The sequence below is a fragment of the Bacillus sp. FDAARGOS_1420 genome, from assembly GCF_019344915.1.
Classification (GTDB): domain Bacteria; phylum Bacillota; class Bacilli; order Bacillales; family Bacillaceae_G; genus Bacillus_A; species Bacillus_A mycoides.
The window spans coordinates 2431580-2446825 of record NZ_JAHWJB010000002.1 but is presented as its reverse complement, the minus strand read 5'-3'; the positions used below and the strand labels follow the sequence as shown (position 1 = coordinate 2446825).

Below are 15246 nucleotides of genomic sequence, written 5' to 3'. Positions count from 1 at the left end.
TTTGTTTAAGACCTTGAAACTATGGTTCTGGTATGATTGGGTATTACTTTGTATACGTTTTATCATTTGGCTATCATTGATGGTAACGACTATTCAACACCGAGACCATTTGACTATACCACTTTGGATCATTATCCTTTGGGAAGTCGCTTCATTTTCAATACCTTGGATTTGTTTAATGTTCAGTTATCGCTATTATCTATTTACTGAGATAATTTTATTTGGCGGAGTATGCTTCTACTTAACTTTATTATTTCCGTCAGCGTACCTTGCTTTTTTAATGCCGACTTTTATGATTGCGGCAAATAGTGCTCATAAATCATACCGTTGGTCGGCTTCTATCACAATTGTTTTATTTCCGTTGCTCATTGCAATATTTTCCCATGGAATAGATGTATGGGTGATTATTCTACAAATCGGTCTGGCTTTTGCTGTGGGTTCTTCCTTTCGTTTACTAGTTGTCAATTACCGTCAAAGTGAAACGATTCGGAACCAAAAGCATGTATTGGAACAGTACGTATCTCAAGTTGAGCGGATTACTTTACTGGAGGAACGTGACAGGCTCTCAAAAGATTTACATGATACGATGGGGCATTCTTATACCTCAATTATTATGGGGATGGAAACATTACGTACGGAATTAAAGACTAAAGAAGGAGAGCAAAAGCTCGACTCATTATTACAATTGGCCCGTAACAGTATGGAAGAAGTAAGAATGTATTTGCATCAGATGGACTTACCACAAGAATCGCTTTCCTTAACTCTCACCTTACAACAATTGACAGAGGAATTTGAGAAGCATGCAAAAGTAAATGTACATACTCGAATAATAGGGGAAGAGTATACGGTCTCCAAGCAATCAAAACTGACAATGTACCGGAGCTTACAGGAATCATTAACAAATGCGGTTCGCCATGGACACTCCACCGAAATCATTGTGTCACTTCATTTTGAGCCGCAACAGATAAGATTGGATGTGCAGGATAATGGCTGCGGGGTAGAGGAATGGAAGGATGGCTTCGGATTAACTGCGATGAAAGAGCGCGTGAGTCAGTTACAAGGGAGAGTTATTGTTTACTCCAAAAAAGGAGAAGGGACGTTAATTTCATGTGTGTTACCGAGACTTGAACAATTGCCCAATGAACCAATCCGCTTGTGTATCGTCGATGATCATTCTTTTATTCGAGAAAGTCTTCATACAATTTTGGATGGACAGGATGGCTTGCAAGTAGTGGGAATGGCTGAAGATGGAGAACAGGCTGTAGAATTGTGTGAAAGACTGAAACCAGATTTAGTATTAATGGATTTAGAGATGTCCAATCTGAATGGGATTCGTGCGACCAAAATAATTAAGGGGAAATGGCCAGACATTCGTGTCCTCATTCTTTCAACGTTTCAGGATACCAAAAGGGCGAAGGAAATTATACAAAATGGAGCTGACGGTTATTTGCTGAAATCCATAGATTCTCGTGAACTAGCTGAATCGATTCGCCTCATCTATCGGGGAGGCACGATGATTGACCAAGATTTGTTCCATAAGATGTGGGATGGAGATGATGAGGAAGAGTCAGTCGAATTGAAGTCAGATGGAAAAGAGTATGGCTTAACGAAACGCGAGTTAGAGGTTTTGAATCTTTTGTCTCAAGGAATCCGTTATAAAACAATTGCTTCGAAACTTTACTTATCAAATGGCACAGTTAGAAATTATGCCTCTACTCTTTATGACAAGCTAGAAGTCAAAAATCGAGAAGAAGCCGTGCAAAAAGCAAGAGATACAGGATTACTCTCGTAAGAGGGAGTGCTGTCATCTGCTAGGGGTACGTGAATAATTCGAGGTTTCAGGGACTACACTTCAAAAAATGTAATTTGAATGTCTGTTATAGGCGATTTTATAGATTCTATAAATAATGTTTAATTTTTAATAAAGACAATCATATAAAACCCAACATAATCGATCTTACGTCGGGTTTTATAGTGAACATTAGCTTTGTAACCCTTATACATGGAATTAATTTAAAGGATGGCCCTATACCTCGAATCGGTCACATACCTAAATAGGGTTCTGGTGCAAAAACTTAAGGATAATTGCAATGAATCTATAAATCTTGGACATACTGTTACTATTACTTTAGAAAGAGTGCGTGATTGGTATGGAAAAGGGAAATGTATTCAAATGGAAGCATTATCAACCAGACATCATCTTGTTAACGGTACAACCTTAGTTTTCGTGATTTGGTGGAAATGCTAGAAGAACGGGGTTTATCCATTTCTGACACGATTCCGTTAGGAATATATGTGCTTTATTCTACTGTATTTTATTTTTGCACCAGAACCACTTGTTTTACCGGACAAGTCTGTCCAAAGCGAGAAAGAATTTATTCATAAATTGTTTGGCTTAGATTCATAAGATAGAAATGAAAAGGAAATTGCGACTCTATGTTTCTAACTAACATTTTTGCACCAGAACCATATAAAAAGAGGACGAATAGTTACGTCTTCTTTTTATATGGTTATATTAGCTACAAAATAATATCATTTAAATAAATCTTCTATTATATTAGCAGGGGATAGTGATAGAAAAGTGTGTTCCTTTTCCTAGTTCACTTTCTATCTCTATATCTCCGTTTAATTCTTTAATAATACTGTACGCAATCATAGTACCAAGCCCAGTACCTTTTTCTGTTGTTGAATAAAATGGCAAGGCAATACGTTTTATTTGTTGGGAAGACATTCCTATTCCTGTATCAATAATATCAATTACAATATTATCTTTTATTTTTTGTATATTTATTTGTAATACGCCACCATTTTTCATAGCCTCAATTCCATTTTGTATGATGTTGGTTAGACATATTTTTAATTTTTCAGTATTAGCATTTATGTAAAGGGAATCTGTTGTAATATGCTGTTTTATTTCAACATTATATGAAAGAGCGAGTGGTGAAATATTATCTTTCACTTGATTTAATATGTAATTAATATCTAGTTCCTCTTTTATAATGTTTTGTGGTTTGGTTAAAGATAAATAGTTATTAATAGTAGATTGTATTTGCTGCATTTCAAGTAACATAATTTCTAAGTACGTATCTTGAGACATCTTAGCACTCTCATCTTCATTTAGTAATTGAGTGAATCCACGTACCGTGGTCAGTGGATTATGAATTTCATGCGCAATCGATGCAGCTAGTTCGCTAGCTATATAAAATTTTTCTGCTCTTTGCATTCTTTCTTTTATTTTATATTTCTCGATCATTCCTTCTATTAAATAAACTGATAATAATACTGTGAAAATATTTATGATTATATAATTGAATAAAAATTCAATGAGAGTAGAGTCAATTTTACCACCTGTATTTATTTGCGTTACAATACCGCAGATAGAAAGGGAAGTTGTACATATCAAAATAAGTAGAATACTTAATAATATCTTCTTTTCCTTGAAATAAGTAGGTGACAAGTAACGAAACATGATTGTAATAACAGAAATAACAGTAAAGATAATAAATGATGGGAAGACTCCGCTTCCACCTAAGTAAAATCTATAAGAAAGATATAAAACTCCAATACAAAAAATGCTCTTTGTATTTCCATATAGAAAAACTAATATAATGGGAATAAAACGTAAATCATAAATGAACCCAGCATGTAAATGAAAAGGAAAAGTCATACAAAAAATAATTGCAATGGAGGAAAGTACAGAAATTAATATATTATTACATGCCATTTTTTCTTTATGTTCTAGCCAAAATACTTGGTAACTAAGGATACAAATAATAATAATAAATGTATTTAATAATAGTGTAGGAATTCCCATAGTTTATACCTCTCTGAGAGTTTGTAAGTAGGATTATGTATGTGTTTAATCTAGGTGTTTGATTTTATTAGATTTTCTATCTTTAAAAAAGAAAAGGAAGGGCACTTGAAAAAGTGCTTTTTTACCATTTATATTAAAATCGATGAGGAAGATAGAATAAAAAGTTACTTTTACTTATGAACAAAAAAATTGAAAGTAGCCCTTGTATAGGTAAAAGATGAAGCAAATTACTGAAATAGTTACGTTTCTCTGGAGTGAATATTCCGAAAAAACATTGTGTATGGGGAAATCCATTTTATAACCTTCGCCATATTAACATGCAACTTATTAAATTACAAAGAAAAAATTAAAAATTATTATTTTTTTGTTATTTTAATTTATTTAAAAACGTAAAAGTATTCAAGAGGTTACCATTGAGATGCTAGGGTACTTAGACCAATATTCGAACTTTGTAATAACGTTGTTACTTTTTTACTAATATTATTAATACTAATTTTAGTATAATTAATCGATTGAAAGTTCTAATAATTATCTGCGTACCCCTTTTTTTATATCATTTTATATTAAATACAATGATATTTATTGTCACATAATAATGCAAATTTCCAGTAAACTAATAGAAAAAATCCTATAAAAACATAATTTACTATCTTTTATATAAACATTGCAGGTGTAAATGCAATAAAATTTCATTATTAATACATATATTCAATTTGAAAATATCTTTGTAGTGGTCCTTCATGCGAAGAATCGTTTCCGTACTCCAACTACCGTTATTCTAGTATTTTACCAAGTTTCTTATTTTGTTAAGGTATCCTAATATTGTCACTTTTGTGAAATGGAATGTTTTAATATTATAATTTATAGTGGTTGTTGAGAAAATAAATAATTTGTAAAAATAATATAATATTTGTAACTTTATGTCTTATAATATGAAATATCTTCGTTGTGATTATTTTAAATATTTGAATAATACATCGGGTTCATTTTATCTAGGGAGGTTTTAAAATTGGGGAGAAGAGTTGTTAAAAGAGTTTTTGCATTATTATCAGTACTAGCATTATTCTTTAATGTGTTTCTACCGAAGGCAAATGCGGAGGTTATGACGCATGAAAAGTATTCAATGAACTGGAGTTATAGCGACAGTTTAGGTAAGTACATTCGAACTGAAATTATCAAAAATTCAAGCGGTCAAATTGCTTATTGTTTAACCCTTGGCTTAAAATCACCAAATGGTGAAGATCTTCCTGAAATGGGGAAAACAGATAATGTAGTATATAGGGTTCTATTAAATGGTTTCCCACAAAAAAGTATAGAACAACTGGGAGTAGCTAATAAGAATGAAGCACATTATGCAACTCAGCTTGCGGTTTGGAATGCATTAGGTCAACTTGATGTAAATGAATTAAAGTATGAAAATAAAAATGTTGAAAAAGCGGCTAAGACAATTATTAATGCTGCAAATACAAGTGAAGATACTCAAGATATTTTTATGAATGTGATTCCTGCTGAAAAGCAAAAGGCAGAATTAAAGGGTGAGTTTTTTGAAACAAACCTATACACAGTACAAACAAATGCTAAGAGTGGTTCTTATAAAGTAGTAGCGAAAAATGCACCTAATGGAGTTAAAATTGTTAGTGAAAATGGAGAAGTGAAAGATCAGCTTTCACTTGGGGAAAAATTCCGTATCCAAATTCCTAAAGATACAAAAACAGGTGAATTTAATCTAAGTGTTGCTGCAAATTTAACTAAAGTTCAAGCAATTGCTTATCGCGGTACTGATACTGTTCAGAATGCTACAGTGCTACTAGAAAGAAATGAGGAAAAGCTTAGTAGTGACCTTGCAGTAAATTGGGAAGCTGCTGGTTCTTTAAAAATTAAAAAGGTTGGGGAAAATGGAGAAATATTAGCTGGTGCAGTATTTGAAGTCTTTAATGCAAATAATGAATCCGTTGGAAAAATCACGACGGGTGCTGATGGTACTGCAGAATTAAATAACCTACCAATTGGTACCTACACAGTAAAAGAAATTAAAGCACCAACAGGTTATGTTTCAGGTGATAAACCAGAAACTATTGAAGTTAAGACAGGGGAAATAGGAGCTGTTCAAGTAGTAAACAACAAAGTAAAAGGTAACATCGAAATAAAAAAACTTAGTGATTCAGGTAAGATGTTACCTAATGTTGAATTCACGGTCTTTACTGAAGATGGAAAAGAAGTGAAAAAAGTAGTAACAAAAGAAAATGGAATTGCAAATGTTGATGGTCTTACGTATGGTAAATATTATTTCTTAGAGACAAAAACACCTAATGGATATATTGGAAATAAAACAAAGTACCCTTTTGAAATTAAAGAGCACAATAAAACACTTACTTTTACAGTGGAAAATACAGAAGTGAAAGGTAGTGTGAAATTACTAAAAGTAGATAATGAAGATATCAGTAAAAAATTAGAAGGTGCAGTATTCGAGCTAAAAGATGCAAGCGGGAAAGTAATTGGGGAATATAAGACAGATAAAGATGGTGAAGTTAACGTCAAAGATTTAGCGTATGGTAAATATTCATTTGTAGAAAAGGCTTCTCCAAATGGTTACGTTCTTATTACAGAACCAATTGTGTTCGAAATAAAGGAACACGGAAAAATTATTGAGCTATTAGCAGTTAATCATCTTATCAAAGGTGATCTAGAAATTACAAAAGTTGATGTAGCTGATGGAAACAATAAGCTTCCGAATGCAGAGTTTACTATTTATAATGAAGCAGGAAAAGAAGTAGTTAAAGGGAAAACAGACGATAAAGGTATCGCGAAGTTTGAAAAGTTACCATTTGGAAAATACACATATAAAGAAACTGTTGCACCAAAAGGTTATGTATTGAATGAAGAAATATTCTCTTTTGAGATCAAAGAGAATGGTCAAATAATTAAACATATTGTCAAAGATGAAAAGATTCCATCAGTAAAAACAACAGCTACTGATAAAACCGATGGTACAAAAGAAATGCACACTTCTAAGTCTGTAACAATCCAAGATAAAGTGGAATACAAAGACCTACAAGTAGGTAAAGAGTACACTTTAAAAGGTAAATTAATGGATAAAGAGACTAATAAACTATTAGTTGTAAATGGTAAAGAAGTAACTGCTGAAACTAAGTTTACACCAAAAGAAGCAAATGGTTCTATTACACTAGATTTCACTTTTGATGCAAATGGTTTAGAAGAAAAAGAAGTAGTAGTATTCGAAGAGTTACTGAAAGACGGAAAAGTTGTTACTACACATGCTGATATCAATGATAAAGGTCAAACAGTTAAGTTCGTTAAGCCATCAGTAAAAACAACTGCTACAAACAAAGCTGATGATGGAAAAGAGATTCATTCAAAGGATTCTATCACTATTCAAGATAAAGTAGAGTATACTAACTTAGTTGTAGGTAAAGAGTATACTGTAAAAGGTAAATTAATGAACAAAGCTATTAACAAACCATTATTAATTGATGGTAAAGAAATAACAGCAGAGACTAAGTTCATTGCAAAAGAAAAGAATGGTTTTGTAACATTAGACTTTACTTTCGTTGGTGCTGAACAGCAAGGAAGAGAAGTAGTTGTGTTTGAAGACTTATTGCATGAAGGTCAAGTAATTGCAACTCACGCTGACATTAACGATGTAGGTCAAACAGTTCGATTTGTAGAGCCTTCCATTAAAACGACAGCTACAAACAAAGCTGATGGTTCTAAAGAGTTAGACGCTTCTAAATCTGTAACAATCCAAGATAAAGTGGAATACAAAGACTTAATCGTGGGTAAAGAGTACGTTGTAAAAGGCAAACTAATGGATAAAGCAACAAACAAACCATTATTAGTTGATGGTAAAGAAGTAACAGTAGAATCTAAGTTTACTGCTAAAGAGAAAAATGGTTCTATCACACTAGATTTCACATTTAATGCTTCTGCATTACAAGGTAAAGAAGTGGTAGTATTTGAAGAATTGTATCAAGATAATGTCTTGGTTGCTATTCATGTTGACATCGAAGATAAGGGTCAAACGGTGAAATTTAAAGAGGTAAAACCGGAACAACCAAAACCAGAACAGCCGAATCAAGATAAAAATACTCCAACATCAGAGCAACCTAAAGAGCAAGTAAAAGAGCAACCACAACCTAAGAAAGAAATTCAATCTAAAATTGGATGGTTACCGCAAACAGGCGCTGACCTTACAAGCTGGATCTCTATGGCTGCAGGTGCATTACTGTTAATTGTTGGTGGAGTTATTTTCTTAAAACGTAAAAACGCATAAAACTCTTTAAAAAAGCACATCTGTTTTTTACAAGATGTGCTTTTTTTTATGTTAGTAATTTAGTCTTATTTACAGTATTTGTGGGTTTGAAATAAAGTCACGATGTTTTTAAGAAAGACGGTAGGTTTTGAAAAAAGTTGCGATATTGCATTACTTCAAAAAAACAATTGAGTTTTGATTAATCCTTTGTCAAAATGGATTCCTTTTTCATGCTGTAAAATATGATCTTGTTCAATATTTTTGATAAGACTTTATTTCAAAGCTACAGAAATACATGGCAATGACAGGGATCTCAAAATTACTTGGAAAACTTTCATAACATTCTATTCTATAAAGGACTAGTTGAATTCTCGATATGATGGAACTTAAGGATACATAAAGCTTATATGTTATATTGAGCAAACACATTTTAAAAAGATGTTTTAGTAACTATTTTTTATCATTTTAGCCAAGAAGACTCCTTCCTCAAGGAGCGTGAAGGGTTACAGCCCAGTGAGTAGGTGGGAGATGAATTGGCTTCGAACAAGGGATGGCAGGAAGCCATCTTAATTGTTCGACATACATAAAGATTATCGTTTTTGCACCAGAACCGATATCCCTATATTTATCTACCCATTTGGTAAGGCATTGAATAAACCTTATGTATACCACTGAGATTCCTGATAACTTACATATAGAGGTATCACTCAATATAACAAAAATGTAATGTTAATGAAATGTAATTCCACCGATACTATTAATGAAATTATATAAAATGAAGGAGAGTTAAAGAATTTTTATAATGAAAAAGGAGAAGTATTAATGCGAAATATATTAAATGTAGAAAAAATTGAAAAATATTATGGTAATAAAGATAATGTTACAAAGGCTATAGATAATATTAGTTTTAAGGTAGATGAGGGAGAATTTGTTGGGATAATGGGCCCCTCAGGAAGTGGCAAAACTACATTACTTAATTGTATATCAACTATTGATAATGTTACTACAGGAAAAATAATAATCAATAATAGTGACATTACTCGGTTAAAATCAAAGACACTAGATAAGTTTAGACAAAATGAATTAGGGTTTGTATTTCAGGACTTTAATTTATTAGATACCCTTACTGCTTATGAAAATATCGCCCTAGCGTTAACTATAAAAGGTGAGGAAAGTTCAAAAATTGATGGCAAAATACAAGCAGTTGCAAAATATTTAGACATTGAACAAGTATTAAGCAAATACCCTTATCAAATGTCAGGCGGACAAAAACAAAGGGTTGCTTCGGCAAGAGCTATCGTAACAGATCCATCTTTAGTACTTGCAGATGAACCAACAGGATCGTTAGATTCTAAATCAGCTAGATTATTACTCGAAAGATTTGAAAGTCTAAATAAGGATTTAAAAGCTACAATACTTATGGTTACTCATGATGCATTTACAGCAAGCTATGCTCGTAGAATTCTTTTTATTAAAGATGGAAAAATATTTATCGAGTTGGTAAGAGGGAATGATTCCAGAAAAGAATTCTTTACTAAAATTATCGAAGTTATAGTCCTTCTTGGAGGTGACGATAATAATGTATTCTAAGATTGCTATTGGGAATGTAAAGAAAAGTCTTAAAGATTATGCAATATATTTCTTAACACTAACACTGGCTGTTTGTATATTTTATAGCTTTAATTCAATAGAATCACAAAAGGCACTTATGGAAATTAACGCTTCAGATAGAAAGTATGTGCCTACAATAATGAAAGTTATCTCAAATGTGTCAGTATTTGTATCCGTAATATTAGGTGGTTTAATATTGTATGCAAATAATTTCTTAATCAAAAAACGTAAACAAGAATTAGGGATATACATGACTTTAGGTATGGGAAGAAGAAACATATCCAGAATATTAGTAACAGAGACATTTCTAGTTGGTGTTATATCTTTAGTGAGTGGGCTTATAATAGGTATTGGAGTATCACAGGGATTATCTACATTTGCATTAAAGTTATTTGACTTGCCTATGAATAAATATAAATTTGCAATTTCAACAGGTGCTATAGGTAAAAGCGTATTATACTTTGGAATCATGTTTTTGCTTGTTATGTTATTTAATGTGTACGTTGTTTCTAAATACAAAATAATTGATTTGTTAACAGCAGGTAGAAAAAACGAAGATGTAAAATTTAGGAATCCTCTTATCTATGTAATCACATTTATTATGTGTGTAGCATCACTTGGATATGCATATGTGACTGTACTAAAAATCGGATTGAATTTTACTAATCCTATACTCATGGTATCAATCATTCTTGGCATATTAGGTACATTGCTGTTTTTCTTTAGTTTATCTGGATTAATATTATATGTTGTAAAGAAGAATAAAAAAGTCTATTTTAAAGGTTTAAATATATTTATCATCAAACAAATAAATAGTAAGGTTAATACAAATTTTATATCCATGTCTGTAATCTGTTTAATGTTATGCCTCACAATGGTGGCTTTATCTACAGGAATCAGCTTTAACAGAATGATGGAAGCAAGAACGAAAGAAGTAACACCATTTGATGCCAGTATTACGTTGGAGAATAAGGATGAAAGTTACACGATAGAAGACGTATTAAATAAAGCTAACTTTAAAATAAGTAATAACGAAAACTATATATCTTATAATGTATATCGAACAGGGATGGAAGTGGTGGACTTTGTACCAGAACTTAAAGATTATAATATGAGTATAGATTTCATTAAAGTATCTGATTATAATAAAATTTTAAATCTTAAAGGTGAAAAGGAAAACACTTTAAATAACAATGAAATTTTACTTTTATCAAATGAAAGCCGGTTTGTTAATTCGACAAATGAAAGATTAAAAAATAGCAATAAGATAAACATTAAAGAAAAAGAATATTCGATAAAAAACGCTAAAGTTATACAAGAGAATCTTTACACTTCTGATGTGCGAACTAATTACTTCACAATCGTTATAAATGATGAGTTTTTATCAGGCTACAAAATTACTGAATCCGTACTTAATGTAAATTATTTAGATGGAAATAGAAAAGAATATAATAAAAAATATGATAACGTTGCACGGGGCTTTTATGACGAAAATGGCCAGAAATTAAATCTTAATCGTATAGCTGGCAAATCAAAGGATGAAGTTTGTGCAGAAAATAAGGGATTGAAAACTATCATACTGTTTATTGGGATATATATAGGTATTGTATTTTTAATAACGAGTATGGCTGTATTAGCTCTTCAACAATTATCAGAAGCCAGTGATAGCATAGATCGATATAAATCATTGAAGAGAATTGGTTCAAACGGAGCAATGATCGATAAAACGATTTTTATTCAAACTTTCGTATACTTTAGTCTGCCAGTTATTCTTGCCATAATTCATTCTACAGTTGGAATTTATGTAGTCAATGATTTTATTAACGCATTTCAACAAACAGACATTATTTTACCAGCATTGATGACTGGCTTAGTATTTCTTGTAGTTTATGTAATATATTTATACACGACATATGTTGGGTATAAAAATATTGTAAAAAGTAATACTTGATTTTATAATGCTCATTAGGGCTATTACACCTTGTTTCTTAAGATGTAATAGCCTTATATTTTATATAGGAAGGGAAAAGTCATGAAAAAAATCATACTGATTGAAGATGATGAAATCATCAGAGAAGAATTACAAAATTTTTTTATAAAGTATGGATATGAAGTAAAGGCTCCTGCAGATTTTAATCATATTATCGAATATATAGAAAGTGAGAATGCAGATCTTATATTGCTAGACATAAACCTTCCTGTGTTCGATGGCTATTATATATGCAGGGAAATACGTAAAACTTCAGATGTTCCAATTATCATGGTTACAAGCAGAGATAGTGATGTAGATGAACTAATAAGTATGAATTTAGGAGCAGATGATTTTATAACAAAGCCTTATAATACAGAAATACTATTAGCAAGAGTAACAAACATTTTAAGAAGAACATATGGAGATTTAAAGACAAATAATATCTTAATTTATAGAAATTTTAATTTAAATCTTTCAAATGCAACAGTTACTTATCAAGACAAGTCTGTAGAGTTAACTAAAAATGAAGTTAAAATACTCTCATGCTTAATAAATAATCGCGGATATATTGTCAAAAGAGATTCACTTATAGAAACCTTATGGAAATCTGATTATTTTGTGGATGATAGCACCTTAACTGTTAATATAAATAGATTAAGAAAAAAGCTTGAAGAGATAGGTATAGAAAATCCAATTGCAACAAGAAGAAGCTTAGGGTATATAATGCCATGAATATAGGTGAATTTATTAAAGATAAAATAGTAGTAATACTATCAAACGTACTGGTATTTATTATACTAGCAGGTGTATTGCTGACTGCGAATGTTCAGTTCATTATAATATTCTTAGTCTTTTGTATTTGGTTTTTTCCATTGATTTTATATATGGCTATGGAATTTATAAAATGTAAAAATTATTATAATGAGATTAATGGCATATTAGAAAACTTGGAGAAAAAATATCTACTTCCGGAGGTAGTAAAGGAATCAAACTTTATACATGGGGAAAAGCTTAACGCTATACTGCAAGAAACAAGTAGAGATATGCATGAAAATATAAAGTATTATAGAGATATGCAATTGGATTATAGGGAATATATAGAAACATGGGTACATGAAATTAAGACGCCGATAGCTTCTACAAAGCTAATAATTGAAAATAATCAAAATGAAGTAACTAATAAAATAGACTCGCAATTGGATCGAATCGAAGGGTTTGTAGAACAGGTGTTGTATTATTCTCGAAGCAATAATGTCGGTAAGGACTATATTATAAAACCACTCAACCTTGATGATTTAGTAAGAACTGTAATTAAAAGAAATTATAGAGATTTTATTCATAAGAGAATAAAATTAGATATTCAGGATATTGATGAAATCGTATATAGTGATGGGAAATGGATTGGATTTATTATTAATCAAATAATAGGAAATTCTATAAAGTACTCAAATAACAAAGAACAAATGATACGTATATATTCAATTAAGAAAGCTAACTCAGTAATATTAACTATAGAGGACAATGGAGTAGGGATAATACCTAAAGATGTAAATAGAGTTTTCGAAAAGGGATTTACGGGAGAGAATGGTAGGAGATTTAGTAAAAGTACAGGAATGGGCTTGTATCTATGCGAAAAACTTTGTTCAAAATTAGGATTGAAAATTGGCATTGAATCTGAAATGAATAAAGGAACTAGCGTTACATTAATATTTCCATTATCAGATATGGTAACATTTGAGCCGTATTTATAAAAGAGATGCTGCCATTTTTCCGCGAATATCGTATGAAACTTATAAATAAATGTAAAGCGGTATGAAAAGAGTAGAAATTCTATTCATACCGTTTGTATTCTTTATCCATTAAAAACACCCACGATTGTTCGAGGGTGTTTTTACGCCTATTTAAACTCCTACAGCAAAACAGAGTCCGATTATGTTCATATGCAGGTGAGACATGTCTATCGTCTCTTTATTGTAAACCTACCAACGAAAAACAAGAAACAACATACTGAATAAAGTGATGCCATTCTCCTTAAGATAATGTTCATAATATACTGCTAAACTGTACACAATTCATTAGAATCCATCTGTTTTTTAATTAACTTTCCTTTGAATACACCAGTACTACGCCCTTTTTAGGCAATGTAATATCTTTATGCTTTAGATACACAACATGGTAGATTTGAAGTACTTAATAAAAAGGGGAAACATCAGGGAGAGGTAGACTTTAATTTAAACTCAACAAAACCTGCGGACAAATCTGGGGGATATATTCTTGTTTGCATTATTGTGTTCTAACGAGGATTACATTGTAAATAGTAGGCCTTTTAATTACCTTATCAAGTTATTTTTTGTTAGTTAGAAGCAGGCATAAGAAAATTACATAGATATATTGCGAAAACGTAGTATGTAAGATTGCATGAATAAAATGGTTACAGGTTGGCCGATACCAATCAAACAAATACAATCGTCATGAATGGAGATGTTATAGAATGGGTATGAAAAAATTAATTTTAGCAGGTGCTTTAGGGTTCGCAGCATTATCAGGAACAAATCTACCAGGATTAGAAGCAACAAAAGCGAGTGCAGCTTCTATTGAAACAAATTTCTCGACATTAGAAGGACACGTTGTAGAAGTGGATCATGGTGTGATTGTTGTGAAATCTAAACAATATGAAGAACCTGTTAGTGTGTATATAGAAAATCTTTCAAATATGAAAGTAGGAGACGAAGTAAAAGCGACTGGATCTATGATGCGTAATTTTACGGAATATATGGTTGCAACAGAAGTTGAAAATACTACAAACAAATTAGGTATGCATTTGAAAGAAAATGGCTCATCTGATTGGTGAAGTATCAGAAGTAGGTACGATGGAAGACAGTGCTACTAAATATGTCGTTGTTGAGTATCCATCACTAAATGGGGAGAAAGACATAATTGACGTGTTCTTAACAAAGGGACAAGTATTTAAAACGGGTGAGAAAGTCAAAATTGATATGAAGTATGTAGGTTGGGGCGGCATTTCTATTAATTACAACACAGTTGATCATATCGAAAAAGTACATAAGGTAAACAATAACACTCAAAATAATGATGATGTGTGGATTTGGTCTTAATAAGATTAGTAATATTAGAATCGAAACAGTAAGACGTACTTATGTTGTAAAAGCTATACTGAAGTGAGTATGGATTACAAAATTTAGTTCGAATAAAGAAAAAGAGAGGAGTCTATTCTATGACTTCTCTCTTTTTCTTTATTCGAACTTTGTTTGAGTCTATTTATATGACCATATTTAAGCAAGTATAGCTTTTAAAATCGACACTTTGTTTGTAGTAAATAATACATAATTTTGTTTTACAGTTCTAATTAATATACGATCAGTTGTCCCATATGCTGTTCCGATACGGATTACACTTGGTTCTTCAACACCCGCATAGGTAGCATCTTCGGTAACCTCGATTACATCACGTAATGGAATCGTGACCTCCGCAAATTGCCATGAAATAATTAACTCTTCTTTTGTTTTTTTGACATCAATACCTAGCATTATACCAAGACCTTTCTATAATAGAATGCTA

At 31.5% G+C, this 15246-nt stretch carries 8 protein-coding genes and 3 pseudogenes; 9 read left to right on the top strand and 2 right to left on the bottom strand.

Translation table 11 applies throughout. The features are described from left to right. The first annotated feature begins 1 nt into the window (after nucleotide 1). Both I6L50_RS22775 and I6L50_RS22770 read left to right on the top strand, forming a co-directional pair. Nucleotides 2-1792: a helix-turn-helix transcriptional regulator gene (locus I6L50_RS22775; protein WP_219303201.1), complete on the top strand. Its 1791-nt coding sequence runs from the start codon at nucleotides 2-4 to the stop codon at nucleotides 1790-1792. Between the two features lie 358 nt (nucleotides 1793-2150). Then, nucleotides 2151-2277 (top strand): annotated as a pseudogene (locus tag I6L50_RS22770) (IS6 family transposase); the annotation flags it as partial. A gap of 280 nt (nucleotides 2278-2557) precedes the next feature. On the opposite strand, the gene I6L50_RS22765 reads toward I6L50_RS22770, so the two are convergent. After that, a complete protein-coding gene (locus I6L50_RS22765; RefSeq protein WP_219303200.1) occupies nucleotides 2558-3814 on the bottom strand; it encodes an ATP-binding protein in 1257 nt (418 codons plus the stop codon). A gap of 1009 nt (nucleotides 3815-4823) precedes the next feature. Here I6L50_RS22765 and I6L50_RS22760 point away from each other — a divergent pair. The 7 genes and pseudogenes from I6L50_RS22760 to I6L50_RS22730 all read left to right on the top strand — a co-directional run bounded on the left by I6L50_RS22760 (nucleotide 4824) and on the right by I6L50_RS22730 (nucleotide 14783). Then, nucleotides 4824-8105 (top strand): VaFE repeat-containing surface-anchored protein, encoded by a 3282-nt coding sequence (locus I6L50_RS22760; RefSeq protein WP_219303199.1) that lies wholly within the window; start codon nucleotides 4824-4826, stop codon nucleotides 8103-8105. Between the two features lie 801 nt (nucleotides 8106-8906). Next, nucleotides 8907-9674: an ABC transporter ATP-binding protein gene (locus I6L50_RS22755; RefSeq protein ID WP_219303198.1), complete on the top strand. Its 768-nt coding sequence runs from the start codon at nucleotides 8907-8909 to the stop codon at nucleotides 9672-9674. Then, complete coding sequence (locus tag I6L50_RS22750; protein ID WP_219303197.1) at nucleotides 9664-11646, top strand: FtsX-like permease family protein; 1983 nt, start codon at nucleotides 9664-9666, stop codon at nucleotides 11644-11646. The genes I6L50_RS22755 and I6L50_RS22750 overlap by 11 nt, the downstream gene beginning before the upstream one ends. 81 nt (nucleotides 11647-11727) lie before the next feature. After that, a complete protein-coding gene (locus tag I6L50_RS22745; RefSeq protein ID WP_219303196.1) occupies nucleotides 11728-12399 on the top strand; it encodes a response regulator transcription factor in 672 nt (223 codons plus the stop codon). After that, on the top strand, nucleotides 12396-13418 hold the full coding sequence (locus I6L50_RS22740; RefSeq protein WP_219303195.1) for a sensor histidine kinase: 1023 nt from the start codon (nucleotides 12396-12398) through the stop codon (nucleotides 13416-13418). Before I6L50_RS22745 ends, I6L50_RS22740 begins: the two co-directional genes overlap by 4 nt. Nucleotides 13419-13829: 411 nt before the next feature. Beyond that, nucleotides 13830-13964, top strand: a pseudogene (locus tag I6L50_RS22735) (hypothetical protein); the annotation flags it as partial. 194 nt (nucleotides 13965-14158) lie between these two features. Beyond that, nucleotides 14159-14783, top strand: a pseudogene (locus I6L50_RS22730) (hypothetical protein). A gap of 177 nt (nucleotides 14784-14960) precedes the next feature. On the opposite strand, the gene I6L50_RS22725 reads toward I6L50_RS22730, so the two are convergent. After that, entirely contained in the window at nucleotides 14961-15215 is a 255-nt protein-coding gene (locus tag I6L50_RS22725; RefSeq protein ID WP_219303194.1) for a SunI/YnzG family protein, read from the bottom strand. Nucleotides 15216-15246 lie beyond the last annotated feature (31 nt).

Bases quoted from the DNA above. Each gene is read 5' to 3' on its own strand.
- I6L50_RS22765 (WP_219303200.1), bottom strand. From the start codon at position 3,814: ATGGGAATTCCTACACTATTATTAAATACATTTATTATTATTATTTGT.
- I6L50_RS22725 (WP_219303194.1), bottom strand. From the start codon at position 15,215: ATGCTAGGTATTGATGTCAAAAAAACAAAAGAAGAGTTAATTATTTCA.
- I6L50_RS22745 (WP_219303196.1), top strand. From the start codon at position 11,728: ATGAAAAAAATCATACTGATTGAAGATGATGAAATCATCAGAGAAGAA.
- I6L50_RS22740 (WP_219303195.1), top strand. From the start codon at position 12,396: ATGAATATAGGTGAATTTATTAAAGATAAAATAGTAGTAATACTATCA.
- I6L50_RS22750 (WP_219303197.1), top strand. From the start codon at position 9,664: ATGTATTCTAAGATTGCTATTGGGAATGTAAAGAAAAGTCTTAAAGAT.
- I6L50_RS22755 (WP_219303198.1), top strand. From the start codon at position 8,907: ATGCGAAATATATTAAATGTAGAAAAAATTGAAAAATATTATGGTAAT.